The sequence below is a fragment of the Ruegeria sp. SCSIO 43209 genome, from assembly GCF_019904295.1.
Lineage (GTDB): Bacteria > Pseudomonadota > Alphaproteobacteria > Rhodobacterales > Rhodobacteraceae > Ruegeria.
Map to the genome: position 1 here is coordinate 664,182 of NZ_CP065359.1, position 24,968 is coordinate 689,149.

Sequence of the window (24,968 nt, forward strand, 5' to 3'; positions counted from 1 at the left end):
ATGGCTGAGCGCCTGTCTCCGCTAGAGATCATGACTAAGCTGATCTCATTCCCGACTGTCAGTCGCGATACGAATTTACCGCTGGTGGATTGGGTCGAGGCGTATCTGCAAAGCCACGGGATCGAACCGCATCGTTGGCCTGATCCGGATCAGCCGCATAAGGCGGCTCTGTTCGCGCATGTCGGCCCGTGGGAAGAGGGCGCGATTGTCCTATCAGGTCACACTGATGTTGTTCCCATCGATGGCCAGCCTTGGGACACCGATCCATTTGTCGTGACCGAGAAAGATGGCAAGTATTTCGGGCGTGGCACCTGCGACATGAAGGGCTTTGACGCGCTGGCGATCTGGGCCTTGGTCGAGGCGCATCACGCTGACACCAAACGCCCCCTGCAACTGGCGTTGAGCTTTGATGAAGAGGTTGGCTGCACCGGCGCGCCGCCGATGATCGCCCACATGCAGGAGGTTCTGCCCAAAGGATCAGCCGTGATTGTGGGCGAGCCGTCGATGATGCAGGCCGTCACCGGCCATAAGGGCGGGTTTGGCTTTGACACGCATGTGGTGGGGTTCGAAGTTCACAGCTCAATCATGCACACAGGCGTCAATGCGATCATGGAGGCCGCGCCGCTGATCAATTGGGCCAATGATCGGAACGCCGAGAATATGGCGGCGCAACCTTCAGACATTGCGTCAGTGTTCGATCCGCCTTGGACTACCTGCCATGTTGGTATGATCGAAGGCGGAACCGCGCATAATATCACTGCCAAAGACTGTCGCTTCATGATGGATTTCCGCACCGTTCCGGACGATGAAAAATCGGTCTGGCAGAAGGCCTATTTCGATAAGGTTCGTGAAGTCGAGGCGCGGATGCAAGCGGTTCATCCCGACGCCCGGATCGAGCTGTCCGAGCATTTTTCGATCCCAGGTCTTGTGCCTGAAGAAGATGGCGAGGCTGAGACGCTGGTGCGCGCGCTCACCGGTGACAATGCGACACATGTGGTAAGCTATGGCACCGAGGCGGGGCAGTTTCAGGAAGCTGGTTATTCCGCTGTTATCTGCGGCCCAGGTGATATCGCGCAGGCCCATCAGCCGAATGAGTTCATTACGATTTCTCAATTCAACGCAGGTCAAAAATTTATGGAGCGTCTGGTAAAGAGGCTCTGCGAATAACATCTCAAAGGAGAGGTTAAAGATGCCCGTCAAGAACCGGCTCGCCGAAATGCATGGCGAGATCACCAAATGGCGCCGTCACCTGCATATGCATCCCGAGCTGATGTATGATGTGGAAGAAACGGCAGGGTTTGTGGTCGACCGACTGAAGGAGTTCGGTGTGGATGAGATCACGCCCGGCATCGGCAAGACTGGCGTGGTTGCCGTCATCAAGGGACGTCAGGATACGCTAGGCCGTGTTATCGGGCTGCGTGCCGACATGGATGCGCTGCCCATAGAAGAGGCGACGGGGCTGGACTATGCTTCGACGGTTTCTGGTAAGATGCATGCCTGTGGTCATGACGGTCATACCTCGATGCTGTTGGGCGCGGCGCAGTATCTGGCTGAGACGAGGAATTTTGACGGTACCGTTGTGTTGATTTTCCAGCCTGCCGAAGAAGGCGGGGCAGGTGGTCTGGCCATGTGTCAGGACGGGCTGATGGAGCGCTGGGGTATTCAAGAAGTCTATGGCATGCACAACATGCCTGGGATGCCGGTTGGTGAGTTTGCCATTCGACCAGGCGCATTGCTGGCTTCTTCGGATGAATTCGAAATTGTTGTAACGGGTAAAGGCGGTCATGCTGCCGCCCCGCATGAGGCGCTAGATACAACGCTGATTGCGTCGCACATTGTTGTAGCTTTACAATCAGTGGTGTCGCGTACCGTGGACCCTATCAAAAGGGTGGTGCTGACCGTCGGGACTTTTGAAACCGATAGTGTGGCCTCGAATGTGATTGCCCATACGGTGCGGTTGCGGGGAACTGTTCGTACACTTGACCCAGAATATCGAAAGGTCGCTGAAGAACGCGTGCGCAGGATCGCCGAGGACACTGCCTCGGCATTTGGAGCTTCGGCTAAGATGACGTGGACACCGGGCTATCCGGTGACGGTGAATTCGGACGATGAAACCATCTATGCTGCTGAGGCCGCGCAGGCCGTGGCAGGCAAGGTCAATGACAGCACCGATCCAATCATGCCGTCAGAAGATTTTGCTTACATGCTTGAAGAACGGCCCGGAGCCTACATCTTTATCGGAAACGGGGACACGGCCATGTGCCATCACCCGGAATACAACTTCGACGACGACGCCATTCCCGCCGGTTGCAGCTGGTTTGCAGAGCTGGTGGAACGACGATTACCCGTCGCCTGATTTGGGAGGATCAGATGCCAATCAAGAACCGACTTGCCGAAATGCACGAAGAAATCACCGGTTGGCGGCGGGATATTCATCAACATCCTGAGATCCTCTATGACACCCACCGCACCAGCGCCTTGGTGGCTGAAAAGCTGAAAGAGTTCGGTTGCGATGAGGTTGTGACGGGCATTGGCCGCACCGGTGTTGTTGGCGTCATCAAGGGCAAGACCGACACGCAGGGTCGTGTGATCGGCCTGCGTGCCGATATGGACGCGCTGCCGATGCAGGAGCAGACGGGCCTTGATTATGCCTCGAAAACCGATGGCGCCATGCATGCCTGTGGCCATGATGGCCATACGGCGATGGTGTTGGGCGCGGCGAAATATTTGTCTGAGACGCGGAACTTCGACGGTACGGCCATTGTGATTTTCCAACCAGCGGAAGAAGGCGGCAATGGGGCCGAGGCGATGTGCAAAGACGGTCTGATGGATCGGTTCGGCATTCAGGAAGTCTATGCCATGCACAATGTGCCAGGTGTGCCGACGGGGCAGTTCGCGATCCGGTCTGGTCCGCTGCTGGCGGCTGCGGATGAGTTCGACATTCATCTGGAAGGTCGAGGCGGCCACGCGGCGAAACCGCATGAAACAATTGATACTACAGTAATGTTGTCGCAACTGATCGTGGCACTTCAAACCATCGTGTCGCGTAACGCGGACCCTATTTTGCAGGCGGTTCTGTCTGTGACTTCGGTCGAGACCTCATCCAAAGCGTTCAATGTGATCCCTCAATCGGCGCAGGTGCGCGGTACTGTACGAACGCATTCGAACGAAATGCGCGACCTGATCGAGACGCGGCTAAGCGAGGTGGCTGAGGGTATTGCTGAAACCTTCGGTGGCACTGTCAAAGTCTCATACACGCGTGGAGTTCCGGTGACGATCAACGCCGAAGAACAGACGGAATTTGCCGCTGAGGCTGCCATTTCCGTAGGTGGCAGCTGTGATGAGGCGCCGATGGTGATGGGGGGCGAGGATTTCTCGTTCATGCTGGAAGAACGCCCCGGGGCCTTCATCGTGCTGGGCAATGGCGACAGCGCCGGGCTGCACCACCCTGAATACAATTTCAACGATGAGATCATCCCGATGGGTTGCTCATGGTTTGCCGAAATGGTCGAGCGCCGGATGCCGGCGGCTTGAATTAGGAGAGAGAAGACATGCCAGTTAAGAACCGCTTTGCCGAATTGCAGGCCGAAATCACCGAATGGCGACGGGATATTCATGAAAACCCCGAGATTCTGTTTGAAACCCACCGCACCAGTGCTTTGGTCGCGGACAAACTGAAAGAGTTCGGCTGCGACGAGGTCGTTACCGGGATCGGTCGCACCGGGGTTGTCGGTGTGATCAAGGGCAAATCAGACTCGAGTGGCAAAGTCATCGGTCTGCGTGCTGATATGGATGCGCTGCCGATTCACGAGGCGACGGGGTTGGATTACGCCTCGAAAACCGATGGGGCGATGCATGCTTGTGGCCATGATGGACATACGGCGATGCTGCTCGGGGCGGCGAAATACCTTTCGGAAACGCGTAATTTTGACGGTACTGTAGTGGTGATCTTCCAGCCCGCTGAAGAAGGTGGCGGCGGTGGTCGCGAAATGTGCGAAGACGGCATGATGGCGCGCTGGAACATTCAGGAAGTCTACGGCATGCACAACTGGCCGGGCCGTCCGGTCGGCAGCTTCTCGATCCGTCCGGGTTCGTTCTTTGCCGCGACCGATCAGTTCGACATCACCTTTGAAGGACGCGGTGGCCACGCCGCGAAACCGCAGGAGACCGTGGATACGACCGTGATGACCGCGCAGGCGGTTCTGGCGTTGCAGACGATTGCCTCGCGCAATGCCGACCCGATCGATCAGGTCGTGGTGTCTGTGACATCGTTCGAGACTTCCTCGAAGGCGTTCAATGTCATTCCTCAAACAGTGCAGATTAAAGGCACCGTACGCACCATGAGCAAAGAGATGCGCGATCTTGCCGAGAAACGGATAAACGAGATTTGCGCAGGAGTTGCAGCGACCTTTGGTGGCACGGCGGATGTGACCTATATTCGTGGCTATCCGGTGATGGTGAACAGTGACGAGCAGACCGATTTCGCGGCCGAGGTGGCGAAATCGGTCTCGGGCAGCTGTGACGAGGCGCCCCTTGTCATGGGGGGTGAGGATTTTGCCTTTATGCTCGAAGAGCGTCCGGGGGCTTATATTCTGGTGGGCAATGGAGATACGGCCATGGTTCATCATCCCGAGTATAATTTCAACGACGAGGCCATTCCTGCCGGGTGTAGTTGGTGGGCCGAGATTGTTGAGCAGCGGATGCCTGCTGCTTGATGGGAAGGGTGGGGGCTCTGCCCCCACACCCCCGAGGTATTTTTAGCCTGATGAAGAGAGATCGGTGTATTTTGTCAGCCGAGAGACAGGCGGGAGCAGAGCGTTTCGATCACCGCATCCAAAGCCGAACTCTGTGTTTTCACGCAGGCATCGGCTGCCATTCGAGCGGTGTGCAGTTCGGCTTTGTCCGACAGCCAGAGGGTGACAGCATCTGACAATGCATTGGCCGAGTTGACCCGGACGGCGCCGCCTGTTTTGATGAGCGGCTCAAATGTCTCGGCAAAATTGAAATAGCCGGGACCGGTGATCACCGCAGCCCCCGCCTGAACTGGTTCGAACGGGTTGTGGCCGCCGATCTCTTTCAGCGACCCCCCCAGGAAAACAATGGGGCAGAGGACGTACCAGGTTCCGGTTTCACCCAATGTATCCGCGACATAGACCTGTATGTCTGATGTTATCTGTTGATCAGCGCTGCGTCGTGCATGCGAAAGACCAGCATCACTCACCAATTTAGCAACGTCGTCTCCACGCTCCGGATGGCGAGGGATCAGCAGCAATAGCAGGTCGGGCCAGCGCTGCAGCAACGCTTTGTGGGCTGCCAGAACCGTTTCTTCTTCCCCTGTATGGGTCGAACTGGCAATCCACAGCGGGCGACCATCTATCTGCGCTTGGGTTTTGGTCAGGACATCCTGATTTACGGGCAGCGGGTCAGACATGGCCTTGAGGTTGGTGCCGGGCTGTACGCGATCCGCGTCGGCACCAATTGCGATCAGATTAGCGGCGGTTTTGTCGTTCTGGGTCAGAAATACCTTGAAATGATCCAGAATGAAGCGCGCAGTGTTCGGGCGCTTGTTCCAACTGTCCACTGACTTGTCAGATAGCCGGGCATTCAAGAGCGCCAGTGGCGTGCCGCGATTTGCGGCCTCTACGATCAGCCGGGGCCAGATTTCACTTTCTACAAAGATGCCTGCATCGGGTTTCCAGTGGTCCAGAAACTCGCGCACCGGAGCGGCGCTGTCCAATGGCGGATACTGGTGGCGCGTCCGCGCAGGTAAGCGCTTGGCAATCAACGTCGCCGAGGTCGGGGTGCCTGAGGTGATGAGAAACTCAGCATTCGGCAGGCGCTGCCCCAGACGGTTGATCAGGCTTAGAACCGATAGGCTTTCACCCACACTGGCCGCGTGAAACCAGATCAGCTGCCCATCTGGGCGCGGCAAACTGGCATGGCCAAGCCGTTCTTGCTGGCGGCTTTCGGGAACGCCCGCAGCGTGCAGTTTGCTGCGGACTTTTCGCCAAACCAAGGGTTCGGCCATTGAAATGAGGCCGCAGTACAGTTTGTACAGCAGCGTTGGCTGCGCGGGTGTGCCGGGCATCTCAGCCGCCCGTATGACTCATGTGGCGGCTCATCTGACCGTCGACGGCTTGCCGGGAATAGTCGAAATCATGGCCCTTGGGCTTGAGATTGATGGCTGCGCGGATCGCGTCTTCCAACGGTTTCTCGGTATCGGGATGATCGCGCAGGGGTGCGCGCAGATCAGCCATGTCTTCCTGGCCAAGGCACATGTAGATCTCACCAGTGCAGGTCAGGCGCACGCGGTTGCAGCTTTCGCAGAAGTTATGGCTGAGTGGCGTTATGAAACCGATCTTTTGACCGGTCTCCTCAAGCCTGACATACCGCGCCGGACCACCTGTCCGTTCGGCCAGATCAGTGACCGTATAGTGGTTCTGATATTCCTTGCGGACGTCTTTGAGCGACCAATACTGATCCAGCCGGTCTTCGTTGCCGATGTCGCCCATGGGCATCACCTCGATCCAGGTCAGATCCATATCACGTTCGGCACACCATTCGGTGATCTTGGGTAGCTCGGGCTCGTTGAACCCTTTCAGAGCGACAGCGTTGATCTTGATCCGCAGGCCAGCCTTCTGCGCTGCGTCAATGCCGTTCAGCACCTGTTTCAGGCGGCCCCATCGGGTGACCTTGGCAAATTTGTCTTCATCCAGCGTATCGAGCGATACATTCACGCGCCGCACGCCCGCTGCGTAAAGATCATCCGCAAATCGGTGCAATTGTGATCCGTTGGTTGTCAGCGTCAGCTCCTTCAGGGCGCCGCTGTCCAGATGTCGGGTCATGCTGTTGAAGAATGACATGATGTTTCGCCTAACCAGTGGTTCGCCCCCGGTGATGCGCAATTTCTCGACGCCCAAATTGACGAAAGTCGTGCACATACGATCCAACTCTTCCAGAGTCAGAAGGTCTTTTTTGGGAAGAAACTTCATATCTTCGGACATGCAGTAGACGCAGCGGAAATCGCAGCGATCCGTAACGGAGACGCGAAGATAGGTGATGGCGCGGGCAAACGGGTCTATAAGCGGAGCTGTCATGGCTCATAGGTAAAGCGGAGGCATGTTCGCGGCAAGTGCCATCTGCGTTTTGGACTGGTACAGTTAGGCGCAGCGCTCTAGGTTTTGTGTTATGAAATATGCTTTGGTTTTAGCTTTTAGCCTCGTTGCCGGTTGCGATGCCGTTCGGTCCACGACGGATCGGGTGTTCGGAAGTTCATCCAACGAGACGGCGGCTGAACCCGTTACAGCAGAGGCGACGGAGGTAACTCCTGAGCCTGTGGCTGCCGCAGGGTGGTCTGGCGCCAAAACGACCGTTGCCGGGCTGGGCGATCCCAACACACCGGGGCGCTGGTTGCAGACGCCTCTGGTACAAACTGAAATCAACGGCCGCGTGGTTGTGCCGCGCACGGGTGCGCAGGCCTATGTGACGCTTGTTCCCGCACCAGGCCCCGAAGGCGGTGGCGGACGGCTGTCGCTTGAAGCCATGCGCGCGTTGTTGGTGCCATATGACGAGTTGGTGGAACTGGAAGTCTATTCCGACTGAGCGCGCAGGTATTTCCCAGCCTCTTTGCGGGCAAAGGGTTTCATGTTTGCGCCGTGCGTTTCAAGAAACGCGACTACGCGCTCTGGATCATGCTTTGACAATTCGCGCAGCCACCATGCGATGGCCTTCTGGATAAACCATTCCCGATCGGAGACATACGTGGCAGCCCAGCCGAGTATACGGTCACGGCATGCCAGGTCTTTCGGTTTGGGATGGTTCTGTTTGGTCCAGGGCAATGTGGCGACCAGCGCGGCGCGTTTGGTCCACATGTGGCCCGACGTGGTCCAGCGTTCGACCTGATCCAGCCGGGTTGGATCAGCCGAAAGACGCTTTTGCATCGCCATACAGGCATGATCGGCCACTGCCCAGGCGTCAAAATCCGGTAGCCAGCTTTGCAGCAGGTCCCACACCGCGTCATCCGGTCGGATACGGGCTTGGGTCAGCAGCTTTGCTGCCGCGACCCGCGCTTCATGAATGTTGGTCTGCCATAAGCCATCGGCGACAGCGATGCGGTCGATGACTTCAAGTTCGCGCCGCCAAGCCTTGGTCAGATCATTCAAAACCGGGTTCGGAACGCCCAGATAGGTGCGGTCTACCTTGTGATAGGCCGCCACCTGTTCTGCGCGTTCAGGATCGGCATGGGCTTTGATCTGATCCAGATAGGCTTGCATGCCTGATCACTCAACCGTGACGGATTTTGCCAGATTACGGGGCTGATCAACATCTGTGCCTTTGGCCACCGCCGTGTGGTAGGCTAGCAATTGCGCGGGCACCGAATAGAGAATCGGGGCAAGGCTGGTGTGCACATGTGGCATACGGATCGTGCTCCAAACTCCATCTTCTGCCTCAGCGATACCGTCATCATCCGAGACAAGGATAACCTTGCCCTTGCGCGCCATCACCTCCTGCATGTTCGAAACCGTCTTGTCGAAAACTGCGTCGCGTGGTGCCATGACAACAACCGGCATATGCTTGTCGATCAAGGCGATGGGGCCGTGCTTCAACTCACCCGAGGCATAGCCTTCGGCGTGAATATAGCTGATTTCCTTGAGTTTCAGCGCGCCTTCCATCGCCAGCGGGTACATGAGGCCACGGCCCAGGAACAGCACGTCGCGCGCTTCGGACAGGCGTTGGGCGGATTGGCGAATAGCGTCGTTCTGATCCAGCGCAGCATTCAGAACAGTCGGCAAACCGCGAAGGGCGGCTGCGTGATCGGCGATCTCTTCATCGCTAAGCGTGCCTCGATCTGCAGCGGCCTTGAGGGCAAGCATCAGCAACACGCTAAGCTGACAGGTGAACGCCTTGGTCGAAGCAACACCGATCTCAACACCCGCATGGATCGGCAACGCCACATCGCTTTCGCGCGCAATCGAGCTTTCCGCGACATTCACGACCGAGACAATCTTGTCCGCCTTGCCCTCGCAATAGCGCAGGGCAGCAAGCGTGTCGGCGGTTTCGCCCGACTGGCTTACAAACAGCGCCAACGTCCGGTCCGAGATCGGAGGTTCGCGATAGCGGAACTCGCTGGCGATATCGACTTCAACCGGCATCTTGGCCAGCTGTTCGAACCAGTATTTTGCCGTCAGGCAAGCGTAGAATGCCGTGCCGCAAGCCACCATGGTCAGACGGTCCAGCTTGGTGAAATCCAGACCGTCACCGGGCAATACAACCTGATCGCCTCCGGTCGGAAGATACGAGCGGATGGCTTCGGCCACCACAACAGGCTGCTCGGCAATTTCCTTGGCCATATAATGCTTGTGGCCGCCTTTGTCGGCACGGGTCTGATCGATTTGAATTTGCCGAATTTCGCGGTTGGCAAGCTCTCCCGATTCGGTTCGAATCTCAAGCGAAGTGCGGGTCAGAACCGCCCGATCGCCTTCCTCAAGATAGGTGATGCGATCCGTCAGGGGGGCCAGCGCGATCGCATCAGACCCAACAAACATCTCACCATCGCCGTGACCAATTGCAAGGGGCGAGCCCTTGCGCGCCGCAACAATCAGGTCTTCTTGACCGTCGAACAGAAAGGCGAGCGCAAAGGCGCCCTTAAGCCGATCAATGGTTTTAAACGCGGCGTCGACCGGAGAGAGACCTTCGGACATGTACCTTTCCGTCATCAGGGCAACGGTTTCAGTGTCGGTATCCGTCACGAAACCGACCCCATTATCGGCCAGTTCAGCCCGCAATTCACGATAGTTTTCAACGATGCCGTTGTGCACTACGGCGACAGGCCCGGCCTTGTGCGGATGTGCATTGTTAACCGATGGGGCACCATGGGTGGCCCAGCGGGTATGACCGATACCGGATTTACCCGGAAGGGGGTTGTGAACCAGAAGGTCGCTTAGGTTCACCAACTTGCCGACGGCCCGTCGGCGGCCCAAAGCGCCATCGTTCACGGTCGCAATACCGGCGCTGTCATAACCGCGATATTCAAGCCGCTTCAGTGCTTCGACCAGGATAGGGGCAGCTTCGTGACTGCCCAGAACACCAACAATTCCACACATAACTCAGGCTCCTTTGTCGCGGCGAGCCTTCTTCGCCTTCAACATTTCAAACAATTTACGCGCATAGCCGGGTTTGTTTTCCTGCTTGGAACGCGCTACGGCCAATGCGTCTGGCTCAATATCCTTGGTCACTACGGTCCCCGTGGCGGTCATTGCGCCATCACCCAGAGTGACCGGAGCCACCAGCATCGTGTTCGATCCGATGAACACGTTTTCCCCGATGGTCGTTTTATGCTTCATCACGCCGTCATAGTTGCAGGTGATGGTTCCCGCACCAATATTTGTCGCCGCCCCGACTGAGGCATCGCCGATATAGCTGAGGTGATTCACCTTAGCGCCTTCGGCGATTTCGGCGTTCTTGATCTCGACAAAGTTGCCAATTTTGGTGTTTTCAGCCAGCTCTGTACCCGGACGCAGCCGGGCATATGGTCCGACCACCGAACCTCGGCTGACATGGCAGCCTTCGAGATGTGAAAACGCCCGGATCGTTGCGCCGCTTTCCACGGTCACTCCGGGGCCGAAAACCACATTGGGTTCAATGACAGTGTCGCGTCCAATTACGGTATCTGCGGCCAGATACACGGTTTCAGGGGCCATCAGAGTGACCCCCAGATCCAGCAATGCAGAACGTGCTTGCACCTGAAACACCGCATCAGCCGCCGCCAGGTCAGTGCGCGAATTGATGCCCAGCGTCTGAGCTTCGTCGCAGGCAACCGCAGTTACGGACAGCCCTTGGCTGCGGGCGATCTCGACTACGTCGGTCAGATAGTATTCACCCGAGGCGTTATCATTGCCAACTGCATCGATCAGTGAGAACAAGGTCTCGGAATCGCATGCCAAAAGTCCTGAGTTACAGAAGGTTATAGTGCGCTCTTCATCTGTGGCATCCTTGAACTCGACGATCCGCTCCAAGGCATCTCCGTTCATCACAAGGCGGCCATAACGGGCGGGGTCTGCAGCTTCGAATCCTAGAATGACCAGATCGTTTTTTGCGCGCGCTTCGATCATCCGCTGCAGGGTGTCGGGCTGTAGAAACGGGGTATCACCATAGAGGACGACCACATCCCCCTGAAAGCCCTCCAGCGCTGCACGCGCCTGCGCAACCGCGTGGGCGGTGCCAAGTTGTTCTTCCTGCACCGCAATGCTGGCGTTTTCATCTTCGGCTTCAGCCACACGCGCGACTGCTTCCGCACCGTGGCCGGTAACAATCACCGTGCGCTCGGGCGACAGGACAGCACCGGCCCGCATGGCGTGAACCAGCATTGGAGCCTGAGCGATCGGATGCAGGACTTTGGGAATATCAGAGTTCATCCTTGTGCCTTTTCCGGCGGCAAGAATGACAAGGGCAGTGCTCATGAAATCGTTTTCTCTTTTGTTTTGTCGCCGCCCGTTTTATCCGCTGTGGGCAAAGGCGCAAGCGGTTCAGCCATCAAAGAAGATTGCCGTTTGCAACACGACATGGCGGAATCCCGCCGGTTCAGGAGGTGAGCATGCGAACGGTAATCTTTGATCTGGATGGAACTTTGGCGGATACATCTGGTGATTTGCTGGCCGCTGCAAACCATTGTTTTCGCGAGATGGGTCATGGGGATGTTCTGTCGCCCGAGCTTGATGCGGCGGTATCGGTACGCGGTGCACGCTTGATGTTGTCCCATGGATTGAAGCGGGTCGGCGCCTATGATGCGGATGTTGTCGAAGCCTATTATCCGGTCTTTTTGGACGTCTATGGGCAGGCGATCGATACGCATACCTATTTCTATCCCGGTGCGCTTGAAGCCGTCGAAACACTGAAAGATGCAGGTTATGGCGTGGGGATTTGCACCAACAAGCCCGAAGGCCTGGCTGATTTGCTGCTGACCCGGATGGGTGTCCGTGATCACTTTGCTTCACTGATCGGTGCAGACACATTACCGGTGCGGAAACCCGACCCTGAACCGTTACGCGAAGCAGCGCGTCGCGCGGGAGGGCACCCTGACCACTGTGTATTGGTCGGCGACTCAGATACCGACCGAAATACGGCGCGGGCTGCGGGAGTGCCGTCGGTACTGGTGACATTCGGCCCGTCGGGCGATGAGATGGCTGCGCTGGAGCCCGAGGCGTTGTTGCATCATTTTAATGATTTACCGAAACTGGTCTCCGATTTGATCGGAGCGGCGGCCTGATCCCTTGACCCGCTTAACACTCAGCATAAAAACGGATTCATGACTGAGACATTCACAGGTAATTTCACCCAGCAAGAACCCATTCCCGAAGAGGCGATCGAGGCCGCCATGGCCGTTTTGCGCCATGGTCGTTTGCACCGCTACAATGTTGCCCCTGGCGAGTTGAGCGAGACGGCTTTGTTGGAGCAGGAATTCGCCGCCCAGATGGGGGCGAAATACTGTCTGGCGGTCTCGTCGGGTGGCTACGCTTTGGCCACTGCGTTGCGTGCGGTGGGGGTCAAGCCGGGCGATCCGGTTTTGACCAACGCGTTCACTCTGGCGCCGGTGCCGGGGGCGATCGCGTCGGTTGGGGCAAAGCCGGTCTTTGTTGGTGTGACCGAAGCCCTGACCATCGATCAGGATGATCTTGAGGCCAAGCTGGATCAGGCGAAAGTACTAATGCTTAGCCACATGCGAGGGCATCTGTGCGATATGGATCGGCTGATGCAGATGTGCGACGCCGCCGGCGTGATCGTGATCGAGGATTGCGCGCATACCATGGGTGCGGCGTGGCGCGGACAACTGTCTGGGCGGCAGGGGGCCATTGGATGTTACTCGTGCCAGACCTATAAACATGTCAATTCGGGCGAGGGCGGGTTGCTGATCACGGATGATCCGGAACTGGCCGCCAAGGCTACGATGTTGTCCGGGTCTTATATGCTTTATGAACGCCATCTGGCCGCGCCTGGGCCGGAGGTGTTCGAGCAGATCAAATACACCACCCCCAATGTCTCGGGCCGGATGGATAATCTGCGTGCGGCGATCCTGCGCCCGCAGTTGCGCGATCTGGACCGGCAGGTGCAGCGCTGGAACGAACGCTATGTTGAGATTGAGCGTGGCCTGCGTGAAACGCCGGGTTTGACGATGGTGGAGCGGCCTGATGCTGAGACCTATGTCGGTTCATCGATACAATTCCTGTTGCTGGACTGGACACCCGAGCGCATTGCCGAGGTAATCCAGCGTTGCGCCGCGCGCGGGGTCGAACTGAAGTGGTTCGGGGGGACTGAACCGTCGGGCTTTACCTCACGCTATGACAGTTGGCGTTATGCCGACAGCGCCCCGATGCCGGTCAGTGATCGGATATTGGCAGGGATCATGGATATGCGCGTTCCACTGACCTTTTCGCTGGAAGATTGTGCCCAAATTGCACGCATTATCCGGGCTGAAGTCAGCGCTGTCTATCAGTCATAGTCCAGCGGAGTGCGCTTTCAGCGCACGCTCGATTTATCTGAAAACGCCGCCCCTTGCCGGGCGGCGTTTTGCGTTGGCCTGCGTGTCGTCATTGACCCGAGGAGGAAACGCTGCTATCTGATTATTGAACGCTTGTTCATTAATGCAATCGGAGGAGCCCTGCATGTTTATGGCCACAATGCAATTCGATCTGGGCGAGGACGTGAACGCCTTGCGTGAGATGGTGCACCGCTGGGCTCAGGAACGGGTCAAGCCGATGGCGGCCGAGATCGACGCGTCCAATGCCTTTCCGAATGAGCTGTGGAAAGAGATGGGTGAGCTTGGTTTGTTGGGCGTCACAGTCCCTGAAGAATATGGCGGGGCCGGTATGTCCTATCTGGCGCATACGGTGGCAGTTGAGGAAGTGGCGCGCGCCTCGGCCTCGGTATCTTTGTCCTATGGCGCGCATTCGAACTTGTGCGTGAACCAGATCAAGTTGAACGGAACAGAAGAGCAGAAGAAAAAATATCTGCCCCGTCTGATTTCGGGTGAACACGTCGGGGCGTTGGCTATGTCCGAGTCCTCGGCTGGGTCGGATGTGGTTTCCATGAAGCTACGTGCAGAAAAGCGAAACGATCACTATCGGCTGAATGGCAACAAATACTGGATCACTAACGGGCCGGATGCAGACACTCTGGTCGTCTATGCCAAGACCGATCCGGACGCCGGGTCAAAGGGGATCACGGCTTTTCTGATCGAGAAAGAGATGACCGGGTTTTCGACTTCGCCTCATTTCGACAAGCTTGGCATGCGCGGCTCGAACACCGCTGAGTTGATCTTTGAAGATGTTGAAGTGCCGTTCGAGAATGTTCTGGGCGAAGAAGGGCGGGGTGTAGCCGTTCTGATGTCCGGTCTGGACTATGAGCGTGTGGTTCTTGCGGGTATTGGAACCGGGATCATGGCCGCCTGCTTGGATGAAGTGATGCCCTATCTGGCCGAGCGTAAGCAGTTCGGAAAACCGATCGGGAGCTTCCAGCTCATGCAAGGCAAGATCGCGGATATGTACACAGCAATGAATTCGGCGCGGGCCTATGTCTACGAAGTTGCCAAGGCTTGCGACCGCGGGGATGTAACCCGTCAGGATGCTGCGGCGTGCTGCCTATATGCCTCGGAACAGGCGATGGTGCAGGCGCATCAAGCCGTTCAGGCGTTGGGTGGTGCCGGATTCCTGTCGGATTCGCCGGTCAGCCGGATTTTCCGAGATGCAAAGCTGATGGAGATCGGCGCGGGCACCAGCGAAATCCGCCGCATGCTGATTGGGCGCGAAATGATGAACGAGATGTTGTGATGGAAAACCCCGCAGTTCATTGAACCACGGGGCTTTTTGCGATTGGATCAGAAACGATGAACGTAGGACAGGCCAATCAGGAACGGGTCGATTTCGGCGGTGCCGATGTCGTTGCCGTCAAGTTTGACGTCCGAGTCGATGTCGAACCAGCGCACGTTCAGACGCACCGCGCCTTTTTCCGTGACCATGTAATCCAGACCGGCCTGCAGAGAAACGCCGAAGGAGTTGTCCAGATCGAGATCGCCCAAAGGCGAGTCTTCCTCGAAGAAGATGGTGTAGTTCAGACCGGCGCCGACATAGGGCTTCCACGCGCTATTGGTCGGGAAGTGATAGTTCAGCGACAGAGTAGGCGGAAGATGCTTGACGCTGCCCGCGTCAACGCTGCCACCGAGAGTGACGTCATGCTTGTAGGGGGTCGAGGCCAAGAGCTCGATCCCGAGATTGTCCTGAACGAAGTATTCGACGGTGAAAATCGGACGGGTGTCCGAGTCGATTTCGGCGTCGAACCCGGCCAGAGTCCCATTGTCGGATTTGGGGTCCAGATAGCCGACACCAACACCGACTGTCCAATCGCCTTGGGATTGGGCGAAGGCTGGGGCAGCCAGAGCGACAAGTGCGGTAGAAAGGGTCAAAGCGGCGAGTTTCTTTGTCATATTCGTGCCTTTGCTTGCGTTGATGCCGATGTTTTGGATGCCGCGGCGCAGAAATGCTCTGATCTGCATCAAACTCCGGAAATTGCTGAAGCGGGGAGGCTAGCTGCAACCGCTAATGAAATAAGGGAAAATCAGCATGCATCCCGCTGAGCGCATACCGGGTTTGCGCGGCGACCAAAGCTGGGCGATGCCTTATCGGCTGAACATGGCGCAGCAATGCCTGTCGCAACAATCCGATCGGGTTGCTTTGCTGGATCTGACCCGGGGCGATCCGAGCGTGGTAACATTTGGCGAACTGGAGCTTATGGTTGATGGCATCGCTCGCGCGTTGATAGCTCGGGTCCAGCCAGGAGACCGGGTTGGCGTCTTGCTCAGCCAGTCGCCGTGGTGTGCCGCCGCGCATCTGGCGATCTGGAAGATCGGCGCGATTTCGGTGCCGCTGTTCAAGCTGTTCAAGCACGATGCGCTGGCGTCGCGTGTCAGAGATGCAGGTGCGCGGATCGTTTTGACCGATGCGGAAGGGTCTGCGTTACTGGGTGAATTGGCCCAACCGCTTTTGGTTGATGAGATTAGGCAGGAAGGGGAACCGGTGCCCTTTGCTGATACCGGCCCCGAGGATCCGGCAGTCCTAATCTACACGTCCGGCACTACTGGCAGCCCCAAGGGTGCGCTGCACGGCCATCGCGTGCTGACGGGCCACCTGCCGGGCGTCTCGATCAGCCACAATCACTTGCGCGATGGGGATTGCCTGTGGACGCCAGCAGACTGGGCGTGGATCGGCGGTTTGTTCGACGTTCTGATGCCCGGGCTTGCGCTGGGCGTTCCGGTGGTCGCCACGCGGTTGGACAAATTCACCCCACAGGCCTGCGCCGATGTGATCGCGCGGGCGGGGGTGCGGAACGTCTTCTTTCCACCGACGGCTTTACGGATGCTCAAAGCTGCGGATCAGTCGATACCGGGATTGCGGTCGGTGGCGTCTGGGGGTGAGCCTTTGGGCGCGGAGATGTTGGCTTGGGGCCAGCAGGCGTTTGGTCTGACGATCAACGAGTTTTATGGCCAGACCGAGTGTAACATGGTCGTATCCTCCTGCGCCGAGGACTTCCCCGTTCGCCCCGGCTGTATCGGTAAACCGGTGCCGGGTCATGAGGTGGCGGTAATTGACGATCATGGCCAACCGACGACGGAGGAAGGTGACGTCGCCATCCGGCGCGGTTCGGCCTCAATGCTGCTGGAATACTGGAATAATCCGCAAGCAACGGCTGAGAAATTCCGAGGTGATTGGCTGATCACCGGTGACCGTGGCGTGTGGGAGGGCGATTATCTGCGCTTTGTCGGTCGTGATGATGACGTGATTACCTCGGCAGGATACCGGATTGGCCCGGCTGAGATCGAGGATTGCCTGCTGACCCATCCGTCAGTGGCAACGGTGGGCGTGGTCGGCAAGCCCGATGAGCTGCGGACCGAGATCGTGAAGGCCTATGTGGTATTGAAGCCGGGGGCTGAGGCGTCGGGCGCTGAGTTGCAGAATTGGGTTAAGGACCGTTTGGCGCAGTATTCCTATCCGCGTGAGGTGTCCTTTCTGGAAGAGTTGCCGATGACGGTGACGGGAAAGGTGATCCGGAAGGAATTGAAGGCGCGGGCTGCAGGGGAGGCAATTACATGATGCGAATTGCATTTGCTGCGATGCTAGTACCATCGCTTGTTTCCGCTCAGGGCGCTTGGGTAGACCAGTCGTATATTCAACAATGTTTTTCTCAGACGCAGCATGGCGATAGCTTGTCATCATGTCTCGGTACAGCTGCCAATGCCTGCCAAACTATACTGGGAAATGAAACAACCCTTGGCATCACCGAGTGTATTCAAGCCGAAACCCAAATTTGGGATTCATTTCTAAACGAACAGTATAAACAGCGTCGAGCAGAACTGGCTGAACAAAGTCCCGAACTTTCGGACCAGTTGCGAGATGCTCAACGCGCATGGATCGGGTTTCGGGATGCTGAATGTGCTCTGGCCTACGGCATATGGTCTGATGGAACGATACGCTCGATTGTTGCCGCAAATTGCCTGCTGACCGAAACCGCTGAACGCGCTGTGGAATTGCGCGACTTGGGGAAGATGGAATGAAAATAAAATCCAAAGCCATACCAACCTCTGAGGGGTTTAAGGCGAACCGAGCCGCACATCTGGATGCGCTGGCACATATTACGGATGCCGCCGAAGCGGCCCGCATGGGTGGCGGTGAAAAATCGCGGGCGCGGCATGAATCGCGGGGCAAGATGCTGCCGCGTCGTCGGGTGGCGAACCTGCTCGATCCGGGTTCTCCGTTCTTGGAAATCGGCGCGACGGCGGCACATGGGATGTATGGAGATGCCGCGCCCTGTGCCGGGGTGATCGCGGGGATTGGCCGAGTGCAGGGGCGCGAGGTCATGGTGGTGTGCAACGATGCCACTGTGAAAGGCGGCACATACTATCCGATGACCGTCAAGAAACACCTCCGCGCGCAGGAGATTGCCGAGGAAAACCATCTGCCCTGCATCTATTTGGTCGATAGCGGCGGCGCGAACCTGCCCAATCAGGATGAGGTGTTTCCCGATCGCGATCACTTTGGCCGCATCTTCTACAATCAGGCGCGGATGAGCGCGAAGGGGATCGCTCAGATAGCCGTCGTGATGGGCTCGTGTACGGCGGGCGGGGCCTATGTGCCTGCGATGTCCGATGTCACGATCATCGTAAAAGAACAGGGCACGATCTTTCTGGCCGGACCACCTCTGGTCAAGGCCGCGACTGGGGAGGTTGTGACAGCCGAAGATCTGGGTGGTGGCGATGTGCATACGCGTCTGTCCGGCGTGGCGGATTATCTGGCCGAGGACGATGCGCATGCGTTGGCCTTGGCTCGGCGGGCCGTCGGGTCGTTGGGGGGTGCCGGGCTGAAGCCTGGCCTACAGTTCGAAACACCGGAAGAGCCTGCCTATGATCCCGAGGAAATTTTGGGCGTAGTTCCGGCCGATCTGCGCACGCCCTATGACATTCGCGAGGTGATTGCACGACTGGTCGATGGCTCTCGGTTCGACGAGTTCAAACCGCGATTTGGTGAGACGCTGGTGACCGGTTTTGCCCATGTCAAAGGCTGCCCGGTCGGGATCATTGCCAACAACGGTGTGTTGTTTTCTGAGGCCGCGCAGAAGGGTGCGCATTTTGTCGAACTGTGCTCGCAGCGCAAAACCCCGCTGGTCTTCCTGCAGAACATCACCGGCTTCATGGTCGGCCGCAAATACGAAAACGAAGGCATCGCGCGGCACGGGGCCAAGATGGTGACGGCGGTGGCGACGACGAGCGTTCCAAAGATCACAATGCTTGTCGGAGGGTCCTTCGGAGCTGGAAACTACGGCATGGCAGGACGCGCCTATCAGCCTCGGTTCCTGTGGACTTGGCCGAATTCGCGTATCTCAGTGATGGGGGGCGAGCAAGCTGCAGGTGTCCTAGCGACTGTCAAACGCGACGGGCTCGAACGACAGGGCGGCACATGGTCGGCTGAGGAAGAAGCTGAATTCAAGCGCCCGACGCTGGACATGTTCGAAGAACAATCCCACCCGCTCTACGCGTCGGCGCGGTTGTGGGATGACGGCATCATCGACCCCCGCAAAAGCTGTGACGTGCTGGCCCTATCGCTGAGCGCCGCACTTAACGCCCCGATCGAGGAGACACGTTTCGGCGTGTTCAGGATGTAAGATGAGCGTTTCATTGAATGAAGTAATGGCCCGCTACCCGGGCGCGCAGACCTTCAAGTTTGGAGACAGCGCATCGCTAAGCGCCGAGCTGCTGGCGTTGGTAAGATTAGGCCGAAAAACGGCGACATGTGGTGCTTTGCGAGACTACCCAGAAGGTAGTGCTGATATTCCGGTCGTTGGGCGGCAGGATATTGCACTGGAATGGGATGATCGCCCGGCTTTGGTGATCGAAACTATCGAGGTCTCGACCTGCCGATATTGCGATGTGACCGAAGACTTTGCGTTGGCCGAGGGTGAGAATGAAACGCTTGAGGGATGGCGCGAGGATCATCGCCGGTATTTCGAACGCAATGGCGGGTTCGATCCCGAGATGGAATTGCTGTGCGAACGCTTCCGCCTTGTCGAAGATCTGGCGGTTAAGGGGTAAGCTATGTTTAACAAAATCCTGATTGCCAATCGCGGCGAGATCGCCTGCCGGGTCATGGAAACTGCTCAGAAGATGGGCGTATATTGTGTGGCTGTGTATTCGGATGCTGATGCATCGGCCAAGCATGCGCAAATGGCGGATGAAGCGGTGCATATTGGTGGCGCGGCCCCAGCCGAAAGCTATCTGAAGGGTGATGTGATCATTCAGGCGGCGCTGGATACAGGAGCGCAGGCGATCCATCCTGGTTATGGGTTCTTGTCCGAAAACCCGGATTTTGTGGATGCAGTCGAGGCTGCAGGTCTGACCTTCATCGGGCCATCGGCGGACGCGATCCGCAAGATGGGCCTTAAGGATGCAGCCAAGGTATTGATGGAGGACGCAGGAGTTCCCGTCGTCCCCGGCTATCATGGCGACAATCAGGACCCTGAACATCTGGCTGGCGCGGCAGATACCATCGGGTATCCCGTTTTGATCAAGGCCGTTGCAGGTGGTGGTGGCAAGGGGATGCGGCTGGTCGAGGCGCCCGAGGAGTTCTCGGCTGCATTGGACAGCGCGCGCGGTGAGGCAAAGACGGCGTTCGGTAATGATGCTGTACTTGTCGAGAAATTCGTCGCCAAGCCCCGCCATATCGAGGTGCAGGTGTTCGGCGATGGCACCCATGCGGTGCATCTGTTTGAACGCGACTGCTCGTTGCAGCGGCGACATCAGAAAGTGATCGAAGAGGCCCCAGCCCCTGGAATGACTGCCGAGATGCGTGAGGCGATGGGGCAGGCGGGCGCGCGCGCGGCTGAGGCGATTGGCTACAAAGGTGCAGGGACGGTTGAGTTCATCGTCGATGCCTCGGACGGGCTGCGCCCGGATCGGTTCTGGTTCATGGAGATGAACACGCGCCTGCAAGTCGAGCACCCGGTGACCGAGGCCATTACCGGCGTTGATCTGGTCGAATGGCAGTTGCGCGTAGCAGCGGGTGAAAGCCTGCCGAAGCGGCAGGGCGATTTGTCGATCCGCGGACATTCCTTTGAGGCGAGGCTTTATGCCGAAGATGTACCCAAGGGCTTCCTGCCCGCGACCGGTACGCTGACTCATCTGCGCTTCCCGGAAGGCTGCCGTGCCGACAGTGGCGTGCGCGGCGGGGATGCGATCAGCCCATGGTACGACCCTATGATCGCCAAGGTCGTGGTGCATGGCCCGACACGCGCGGTCGCTTTGGAAAATCTCCACCGGACCTTGCGCCAGACCGAGGTCGCCGGGACTGTCACAAATCTCGCCTTCCTTGGTGCTCTGACGCGGCACAGCGGGTTTGCGTCGGGCGACGTGGATACCGGGCTGATCGGGCGCGATCTTGAGGCTCTGGTAGAGGTCGCTGATTCAGGTCATGCGTCAACGGTGGCTGCGGCGATGACGGCGCTGGGCCTGATAGAGACTGCCTCTGAGACAGGCTTCACCCTTTGGGGGGCATTGCACCGGGCTGTGCAGCTAATGCGCGACGGAGAGGTCATTGATTTGGACGTGCAGGTTGAAAACCCGCATCGGCAGGTTTGGACTGTTAACGGCGCGCAGGTGATTGCGCAGCGAAATGGCGGTTGGATTATTGACGGAAAGCCAATGCCCAACGTCGCCATCGCAGGATCTCAGGTCACCGTGTTCGACGACTACGGGCAGGTGTTTGACGTTATCGATCCTCTGGATCGCGATGCAAGTGCGGCGGGCGACACCAACGTGATCGAGGCGCCGATGCCCGGTTTGGTCAAGGCCGTCTTTGCCTCAGCAGGGCAAGCGGTGAAAGAGGGCGACCGGCTGGCCATTCTGGAAGCCATGAAGATGGAGCATTCTTTGTTGGCCGCCCGAGATGGGGTGGTCGCGGAAGTGCTGGCCGAGGCGGGGGCACAGGTCGAGGCCGGTGCAGCGTTGGTTCGGTTGGCCGAGGATTGATCTGTTCGGCCCGCGGATTGCGTGGCAAAGTCGGGCCATCCGCAATTGAAACGATAAGAAACCGGGAAGGGATGCGCTGATGAAAGAACGGGTCGAAATATTCGAGGTCGGGCCACGCGACGGCCTGCAGAACGAACAGCGCGAGATCCCGGTGGCCGAGAAGGTCGCCTTGGTCGATTGCCTCAGCCGGGCCGGTTTCAACCGGATCGAAGTTGCCAGTTTTGTCTCACCGAAATGGGTCCCGCAAATGGCGGGCAGCGGTGAAGTTATGGCTGGAATCACACGGACCGAAGGCGTGCGGTACGCTGCGCTGGCGCCGAATATGCGCGGGTATGAGGACGCGTTCGCAGCCAAGGCAGATGAGATCGCGGTGTTTGCTTCGGCGTCCGAGGGGTTCTCGAAAGCGAACATAAACGCGACGATTGCCGAATCCATCGAACGGTTTGTGCCCATTCTCGAAGCGGCACGACATATTGATCTGCCCGTCCGGGGCTATGTCTCGTGCGTGACCGACTGTCCCTATGACGGCCCGACCCCACCCGAGAAGGTGGCCGAGGTGGCGGACGCGCTGTTTGCCCATGGCTGCTATGAGATATCGCTAGGGGACACGATTGGGCAGGGAACGCCGGACAAGATTGCTCATATGCTGCTGGCCGTGCGCGAACGAGTGCCGGTTACCCGGCTTGCAGGACATTTTCATGACACCAACGGGCGGGCAATCGACAACATAGACGCTTCGCTTGCCTTGGGTGTGCGGGTATTTGATACCTCCGTGGGCGGGCTGGGTGGTTGCCCTTATGCGCCGGGTGCGGCCGGTAATGTCGCAACCGAAGCTGTGGCCGCACATCTGGAACGGTTGGGATATGAGACCGGTCTGGATGTGCCGGTTCTGGAACAGGCGGCGCGCATGGCGCGGGCAATGCGGGCGGAATAAGACATGTTCGAGACCATTACGCTGAACACAGACGCGCGTGGCGTGGCCACTCTGACGCTGGATCGACCCGAGAAGCACAACGCACTGTCGGCGCAGATGATTGCAGAGCTAACCCAGGCCGCTGGGCAATTGGCAAATGATGATGCGGTGCGGGTGGTGGTTCTGGCCGCCTCGGGCAAGAGCTTTTGCGCCGGGGGCGATCTGGGTTGGATGCAGGCGCAGATGGCTGCCGATCCCGAGACGCGTTTTGCCGAAGCGCACAAGCTGGCTGAGATGCTGAATGCCTTAAATACGCTGCCCAAACCCTTGATCGGCGCGTTGCAGGGAAACGCGTTTGGTGGTGGTGTTGGGATGGCCTCGGTCTGCGATGTGGCGATCGGCGTGGAAAGCCTGAAGATGGGTCTAACCGAAACGCGGCTTGGCCTGATCCCGGCGACGATTGGACCCTATGTCATTGCCCGAATGGGCGAAGCACGTTCGCGGCGCGTCTTTATGTCTGCCCGCCTGTTCGAAGCGGCGGAAGCGGTCGAACTGGGCCTGTTGACCCGCGCGGTGCCCGCTGTGGCGTTGGCCGACGCGGTCGAAGCTGAAGTGCTTCCCTATCTGTCCTGTGCACCCGGTGCGGTGTCTTCGGCCAAGCAGCTGATCCAGTCACTTGGGCCGCGAATTGATGACGCGGTGATTGACCACACCATTCGACAGCTTGTCGCGCGTTGGGAAACTGATGAGGCGCAAGAGGGAATCGGCGCCTTTTTCGACAAACGAAAACCTGCATGGATTAGTTAGGTTTAGCCGATCACTTTGTTCCAGAAGTATTCTCCGCAATAGCCCGCTGGATGATTGTAACAATGCCGACCTGCGCGTTTCTGTTCGGTTGACCCTCTGACCCCACAGGGATAGAGAATGTCCAGTCAAATCGCCAATTGACGGCGCACCCTTTCGGGACTTGCGCAGGAAAGGAGCTATACGTGGAAGACCTGCTGCGGGAGTACCTCCCGATTCTGGTGTTTCTGGCCGTTGCCGTAGGCCTTGGAATCGTACTGATTCTGGCTGCTGTGGTCCTGGCTGTCCGCAATCCCGACCCCGAAAAGGTCAGCGCCTATGAATGTGGTTTCAACGCCTTCGACGATGCGCGAATGAAGTTTGATGTCCGATTCTATCTGGTCGCGATTCTCTTCATCATCTTCGATCTGGAAATCGCCTTCCTGTTCCCCTGGGCCGTTGGCTTCAAAGACATCAGCGATGTTGGGTTCTGGTCGATGATGGTGTTCCTGGCGGTGCTGACCATCGGCTTTGCCTATGAATGGAAGAAAGGGGCCCTGGAATGGGAGTGATGACGGGCGCAAACACCGCCGGCGTCGACAAGGAAGTCGCCACCCAGGCCCTGAACGCGGAACTGCAGGACAAGGGGTTTCTGCTGACCTCGACCGAGGACATCATCAACTGGGCGCGGACCGGATCCTTGCACTGGATGACCTTTGGTCTGGCCTGCTGCGCGGTAGAGATGATGCACACGTCGATGCCACGGTATGACGCGGAACGGTTCGGCATCGCGCCTCGTGCGTCTCCGCGCCAGTCTGATGTGATGATCGTCGCTGGAACGCTGACCAACAAGATGGCCCCGGCGCTGCGCAAGGTTTATGACCAGATGCCCGAGCCGCGCTATGTGATCTCGATGGGGTCCTGCGCGAATGGCGGTGGGTATTACCACTATTCCTATTCCGTTGTGCGTGGCTGTGACCGGGTTGTTCCGGTGGACATCTACGTGCCCGGCTGCCCTCCAACCGCTGAGGCGTTGTTGTATGGACTGATGCAGCTGCAACGCAAAATCCGCCGAACCGGCACCATCGTACGCTGAGGGAGAGGTAGATGAGCGAAGCACTCAAAGAACTCGGCACTCAGTTGGAGCTGAAACGTGCAGATTGCGTTCTGGCCTGGGATGTGACCCATGGCGAGCTGAACGTCGATGTGGCTCCTTCGAATCTGGTGGAATTCATTGAGTTTCTCAAAAGTGAGCGGACCTGCCAGTTCTCGACCCTGGTTGACATCACCGGCGTCGACTACCCCGAACGGGCCAAGCGGTTCGATGTGGTCTACCACTTCCTGTCAATGTATCAGAACCAGCGCATTCGCTTGCGAGTCTCGATCCGAGAAGATGACATGGTGCCTTCAATCGTGGACGTGCACCCCTCTGCCAATTGGTTCGAGCGCGAGGTGTTCGACATGTTCGGCATCCTGTTCTCGGGTCATCCAGACTTGCGACGCATCCTTACGGATTATGGTTTCCGCGGCTATCCGCTGCGCAAGGATTTCCCGACCACTGGCTATACTGAAGTCCGCTATGACGAAGCGCAAAAGCGCGTGGTCTACGAACCGGTCTCATTGGTTCAGGAATACCGTCAATTTGATTTCATGTCCCCGTGGGAAGGTGCGAACTACATTCTTCCGGGGGATGAAAAACAGGAGTCGTAA

At 58.0% G+C, this 24,968-nt stretch carries 24 protein-coding genes; 18 read left to right on the forward strand and 6 right to left on the reverse strand.

What is annotated here, in order from left to right:
• Genes argE through I5192_RS03400 form a run of 4 tightly spaced genes read left to right on the forward strand, consistent with a single transcriptional unit; the run spans position 1 to position 4,715 of the window.
• On the forward strand, positions 1-1,167 hold the full coding sequence (gene argE / locus I5192_RS03385) for an acetylornithine deacetylase (protein WP_170397101.1): 1,167 nt from the start codon (positions 1-3) through the stop codon (positions 1,165-1,167).
• A gap of 22 nt (positions 1,168-1,189) precedes the next feature.
• Positions 1,190-2,356 carry a M20 aminoacylase family protein gene (locus tag I5192_RS03390; protein WP_170397099.1) on the forward strand — a complete coding sequence of 389 codons (1,167 nt, stop codon included), beginning with the start codon at positions 1,190-1,192 and terminating at the stop codon, positions 2,354-2,356.
• Positions 2,357-2,370: 14 nt separating this feature from the next.
• A complete protein-coding gene (locus tag I5192_RS03395; RefSeq protein WP_170397097.1) occupies positions 2,371-3,534 on the forward strand; it encodes a M20 aminoacylase family protein in 1,164 nt (387 codons plus the stop codon).
• A 17-nt stretch (positions 3,535-3,551) separates the two neighbouring features.
• Positions 3,552-4,715, forward strand: coding sequence for a M20 aminoacylase family protein (locus tag I5192_RS03400; RefSeq protein WP_170511235.1), 1,164 nt, complete (start codon positions 3,552-3,554; stop codon positions 4,713-4,715).
• A gap of 74 nt (positions 4,716-4,789) precedes the next feature.
• Here the strand turns inward: I5192_RS03400 and I5192_RS03405 are convergent, their stop codons facing one another.
• Positions 4,790-6,088, reverse strand: coding sequence for a 3-deoxy-D-manno-octulosonic acid transferase (locus I5192_RS03405; protein WP_223117763.1), 1,299 nt, complete (start codon positions 6,086-6,088; stop codon positions 4,790-4,792).
• 1 nt (position 6,089) lies between these two features.
• Positions 6,090-7,097, reverse strand: a complete 1,008-nt coding sequence (gene moaA, locus I5192_RS03410) for a GTP 3',8-cyclase MoaA (protein ID WP_170404063.1) — start codon at positions 7,095-7,097, stop codon at positions 6,090-6,092.
• A 91-nt stretch (positions 7,098-7,188) separates the two neighbouring features.
• Between moaA and I5192_RS03415 the strand changes: the two genes are divergently transcribed.
• On the forward strand, positions 7,189-7,602 hold the full coding sequence (locus tag I5192_RS03415; protein ID WP_170404060.1) for a hypothetical protein: 414 nt from the start codon (positions 7,189-7,191) through the stop codon (positions 7,600-7,602).
• On the opposite strand, the gene I5192_RS03420 is transcribed toward I5192_RS03415, so the two are convergent.
• The 3 genes from I5192_RS03420 to glmU are packed head-to-tail and all read right to left on the reverse strand — an operon-like array spanning position 7,590 to position 11,459.
• Positions 7,590-8,273, reverse strand: coding sequence for a DNA alkylation repair protein (locus I5192_RS03420; protein WP_223117764.1), 684 nt, complete (start codon positions 8,271-8,273; stop codon positions 7,590-7,592). The two genes, I5192_RS03415 and I5192_RS03420, sit on opposite strands and share 13 nt — an antisense overlap.
• Before the next feature lie 6 nt (positions 8,274-8,279).
• Entirely contained in the window at positions 8,280-10,103 is a 1,824-nt protein-coding gene (gene glmS / locus I5192_RS03425; RefSeq protein WP_170736393.1) for a glutamine--fructose-6-phosphate transaminase (isomerizing), read from the reverse strand.
• A 3-nt stretch (positions 10,104-10,106) separates the two neighbouring features.
• Positions 10,107-11,459 (reverse strand): bifunctional UDP-N-acetylglucosamine diphosphorylase/glucosamine-1-phosphate N-acetyltransferase GlmU, encoded by a 1,353-nt coding sequence (glmU, locus tag I5192_RS03430; protein ID WP_223117765.1) that lies wholly within the window; start codon positions 11,457-11,459, stop codon positions 10,107-10,109.
• A gap of 134 nt (positions 11,460-11,593) precedes the next feature.
• Here glmU and I5192_RS03435 point away from each other — a divergent pair, with 134 nt between their 5' ends.
• The 3 genes from I5192_RS03435 (at position 11,594) to I5192_RS03445 (ending at position 14,822) form a co-directional block, all read left to right on the forward strand.
• On the forward strand, positions 11,594-12,265 hold the full coding sequence (locus I5192_RS03435) for an HAD-IA family hydrolase (protein ID WP_223117766.1): 672 nt from the start codon (positions 11,594-11,596) through the stop codon (positions 12,263-12,265).
• A 39-nt stretch (positions 12,266-12,304) separates the two neighbouring features.
• Positions 12,305-13,495 (forward strand): DegT/DnrJ/EryC1/StrS aminotransferase family protein, encoded by a 1,191-nt coding sequence (locus I5192_RS03440; protein ID WP_223117767.1) that lies wholly within the window; start codon positions 12,305-12,307, stop codon positions 13,493-13,495.
• 163 nt (positions 13,496-13,658) lie between these two features.
• Positions 13,659-14,822 carry an isovaleryl-CoA dehydrogenase gene (locus I5192_RS03445; RefSeq protein WP_223117768.1) on the forward strand — a complete coding sequence of 388 codons (1,164 nt, stop codon included), beginning with the start codon at positions 13,659-13,661 and terminating at the stop codon, positions 14,820-14,822.
• 47 nt (positions 14,823-14,869) lie between these two features.
• Here the strand turns inward: I5192_RS03445 and I5192_RS03450 are convergent, their stop codons facing one another.
• Positions 14,870-15,475 carry an OmpW family protein gene (locus tag I5192_RS03450; protein WP_170404039.1) on the reverse strand — a complete coding sequence of 202 codons (606 nt, stop codon included), beginning with the start codon at positions 15,473-15,475 and terminating at the stop codon, positions 14,870-14,872.
• A 136-nt stretch (positions 15,476-15,611) separates the two neighbouring features.
• Here I5192_RS03450 and I5192_RS03455 point away from each other — a divergent pair, with 136 nt between their 5' ends.
• The 10 genes from I5192_RS03455 (at position 15,612) to I5192_RS03500 (ending at position 24,968) form a co-directional block, all read left to right on the forward strand.
• A complete protein-coding gene (locus tag I5192_RS03455; RefSeq protein ID WP_223117769.1) occupies positions 15,612-17,138 on the forward strand; it encodes an AMP-binding protein in 1,527 nt (508 codons plus the stop codon).
• On the forward strand, positions 17,135-17,599 hold the full coding sequence (locus tag I5192_RS03460) for a lysozyme inhibitor LprI family protein (RefSeq protein ID WP_223117770.1): 465 nt from the start codon (positions 17,135-17,137) through the stop codon (positions 17,597-17,599). The genes I5192_RS03455 and I5192_RS03460 overlap by 4 nt, the downstream gene beginning before the upstream one ends.
• On the forward strand, positions 17,596-19,203 hold the full coding sequence (locus I5192_RS03465; RefSeq protein WP_223117771.1) for a carboxyl transferase domain-containing protein: 1,608 nt from the start codon (positions 17,596-17,598) through the stop codon (positions 19,201-19,203). The genes I5192_RS03460 and I5192_RS03465 overlap by 4 nt, the downstream gene beginning before the upstream one ends.
• A gap of 1 nt (position 19,204) precedes the next feature.
• Entirely contained in the window at positions 19,205-19,630 is a 426-nt protein-coding gene (locus I5192_RS03470) for an ASCH domain-containing protein (RefSeq protein ID WP_170626412.1), read from the forward strand.
• Positions 19,631-19,633: 3 nt separating this feature from the next.
• Entirely contained in the window at positions 19,634-21,562 is a 1,929-nt protein-coding gene (locus I5192_RS03475) for an acetyl/propionyl/methylcrotonyl-CoA carboxylase subunit alpha (protein WP_223117772.1), read from the forward strand.
• Between the two features lie 79 nt (positions 21,563-21,641).
• A complete protein-coding gene (locus I5192_RS03480) occupies positions 21,642-22,496 on the forward strand; it encodes a hydroxymethylglutaryl-CoA lyase (RefSeq protein ID WP_223117773.1) in 855 nt (284 codons plus the stop codon).
• A gap of 3 nt (positions 22,497-22,499) precedes the next feature.
• On the forward strand, positions 22,500-23,282 hold the full coding sequence (locus tag I5192_RS03485) for a crotonase/enoyl-CoA hydratase family protein (RefSeq protein WP_223117774.1): 783 nt from the start codon (positions 22,500-22,502) through the stop codon (positions 23,280-23,282).
• Positions 23,283-23,464: 182 nt separating this feature from the next.
• Complete coding sequence (locus I5192_RS03490; protein ID WP_010442778.1) at positions 23,465-23,830, forward strand: NADH-quinone oxidoreductase subunit A; 366 nt, start codon at positions 23,465-23,467, stop codon at positions 23,828-23,830.
• Entirely contained in the window at positions 23,821-24,354 is a 534-nt protein-coding gene (locus tag I5192_RS03495; protein ID WP_010442777.1) for an NADH-quinone oxidoreductase subunit B family protein, read from the forward strand. Before I5192_RS03490 ends, I5192_RS03495 begins: the two co-directional genes overlap by 10 nt.
• Before the next feature lie 11 nt (positions 24,355-24,365).
• Positions 24,366-24,968: an NADH-quinone oxidoreductase subunit C gene (locus I5192_RS03500; RefSeq protein ID WP_170424113.1), complete on the forward strand. Its 603-nt coding sequence runs from the start codon at positions 24,366-24,368 to the stop codon at positions 24,966-24,968.

Bases quoted from the DNA above. Each gene is read 5' to 3' on its own strand.
- glmU (WP_223117765.1), bottom strand. From the start codon at position 11,459: ATGAGCACTGCCCTTGTCATTCTTGCCGCCGGAAAAGGCACAAGGATG.
- moaA (WP_170404063.1), bottom strand. From the start codon at position 7,097: ATGACAGCTCCGCTTATAGACCCGTTTGCCCGCGCCATCACCTATCTT.
- I5192_RS03465 (WP_223117771.1), top strand. From the start codon at position 17,596: ATGAAAATAAAATCCAAAGCCATACCAACCTCTGAGGGGTTTAAGGCG.
- I5192_RS03495 (WP_010442777.1), top strand. From the start codon at position 23,821: ATGGGAGTGATGACGGGCGCAAACACCGCCGGCGTCGACAAGGAAGTC.
- I5192_RS03445 (WP_223117768.1), top strand. From the start codon at position 13,659: ATGTTTATGGCCACAATGCAATTCGATCTGGGCGAGGACGTGAACGCC.
- I5192_RS03470 (WP_170626412.1), top strand. From the start codon at position 19,205: ATGAGCGTTTCATTGAATGAAGTAATGGCCCGCTACCCGGGCGCGCAG.
- glmS (WP_170736393.1), bottom strand. From the start codon at position 10,103: ATGTGTGGAATTGTTGGTGTTCTGGGCAGTCACGAAGCTGCCCCTATC.
- I5192_RS03460 (WP_223117770.1), top strand. From the start codon at position 17,135: ATGATGCGAATTGCATTTGCTGCGATGCTAGTACCATCGCTTGTTTCC.
- I5192_RS03395 (WP_170397097.1), top strand. From the start codon at position 2,371: ATGCCAATCAAGAACCGACTTGCCGAAATGCACGAAGAAATCACCGGT.
- argE (WP_170397101.1), top strand. From the start codon at position 1: ATGGCTGAGCGCCTGTCTCCGCTAGAGATCATGACTAAGCTGATCTCA.
- I5192_RS03455 (WP_223117769.1), top strand. From the start codon at position 15,612: ATGCATCCCGCTGAGCGCATACCGGGTTTGCGCGGCGACCAAAGCTGG.
- I5192_RS03480 (WP_223117773.1), top strand. From the start codon at position 21,642: ATGAAAGAACGGGTCGAAATATTCGAGGTCGGGCCACGCGACGGCCTG.
- I5192_RS03500 (WP_170424113.1), top strand. From the start codon at position 24,366: ATGAGCGAAGCACTCAAAGAACTCGGCACTCAGTTGGAGCTGAAACGT.
- I5192_RS03420 (WP_223117764.1), bottom strand. From the start codon at position 8,273: ATGCAAGCCTATCTGGATCAGATCAAAGCCCATGCCGATCCTGAACGC.
- I5192_RS03435 (WP_223117766.1), top strand. From the start codon at position 11,594: ATGCGAACGGTAATCTTTGATCTGGATGGAACTTTGGCGGATACATCT.
- I5192_RS03450 (WP_170404039.1), bottom strand. From the start codon at position 15,475: ATGACAAAGAAACTCGCCGCTTTGACCCTTTCTACCGCACTTGTCGCT.
- I5192_RS03400 (WP_170511235.1), top strand. From the start codon at position 3,552: ATGCCAGTTAAGAACCGCTTTGCCGAATTGCAGGCCGAAATCACCGAA.
- I5192_RS03405 (WP_223117763.1), bottom strand. From the start codon at position 6,088: ATGCCCGGCACACCCGCGCAGCCAACGCTGCTGTACAAACTGTACTGC.
- I5192_RS03440 (WP_223117767.1), top strand. From the start codon at position 12,305: ATGACTGAGACATTCACAGGTAATTTCACCCAGCAAGAACCCATTCCC.
- I5192_RS03390 (WP_170397099.1), top strand. From the start codon at position 1,190: ATGCCCGTCAAGAACCGGCTCGCCGAAATGCATGGCGAGATCACCAAA.
- I5192_RS03415 (WP_170404060.1), top strand. From the start codon at position 7,189: ATGAAATATGCTTTGGTTTTAGCTTTTAGCCTCGTTGCCGGTTGCGAT.
- I5192_RS03485 (WP_223117774.1), top strand. From the start codon at position 22,500: ATGTTCGAGACCATTACGCTGAACACAGACGCGCGTGGCGTGGCCACT.
- I5192_RS03475 (WP_223117772.1), top strand. From the start codon at position 19,634: ATGTTTAACAAAATCCTGATTGCCAATCGCGGCGAGATCGCCTGCCGG.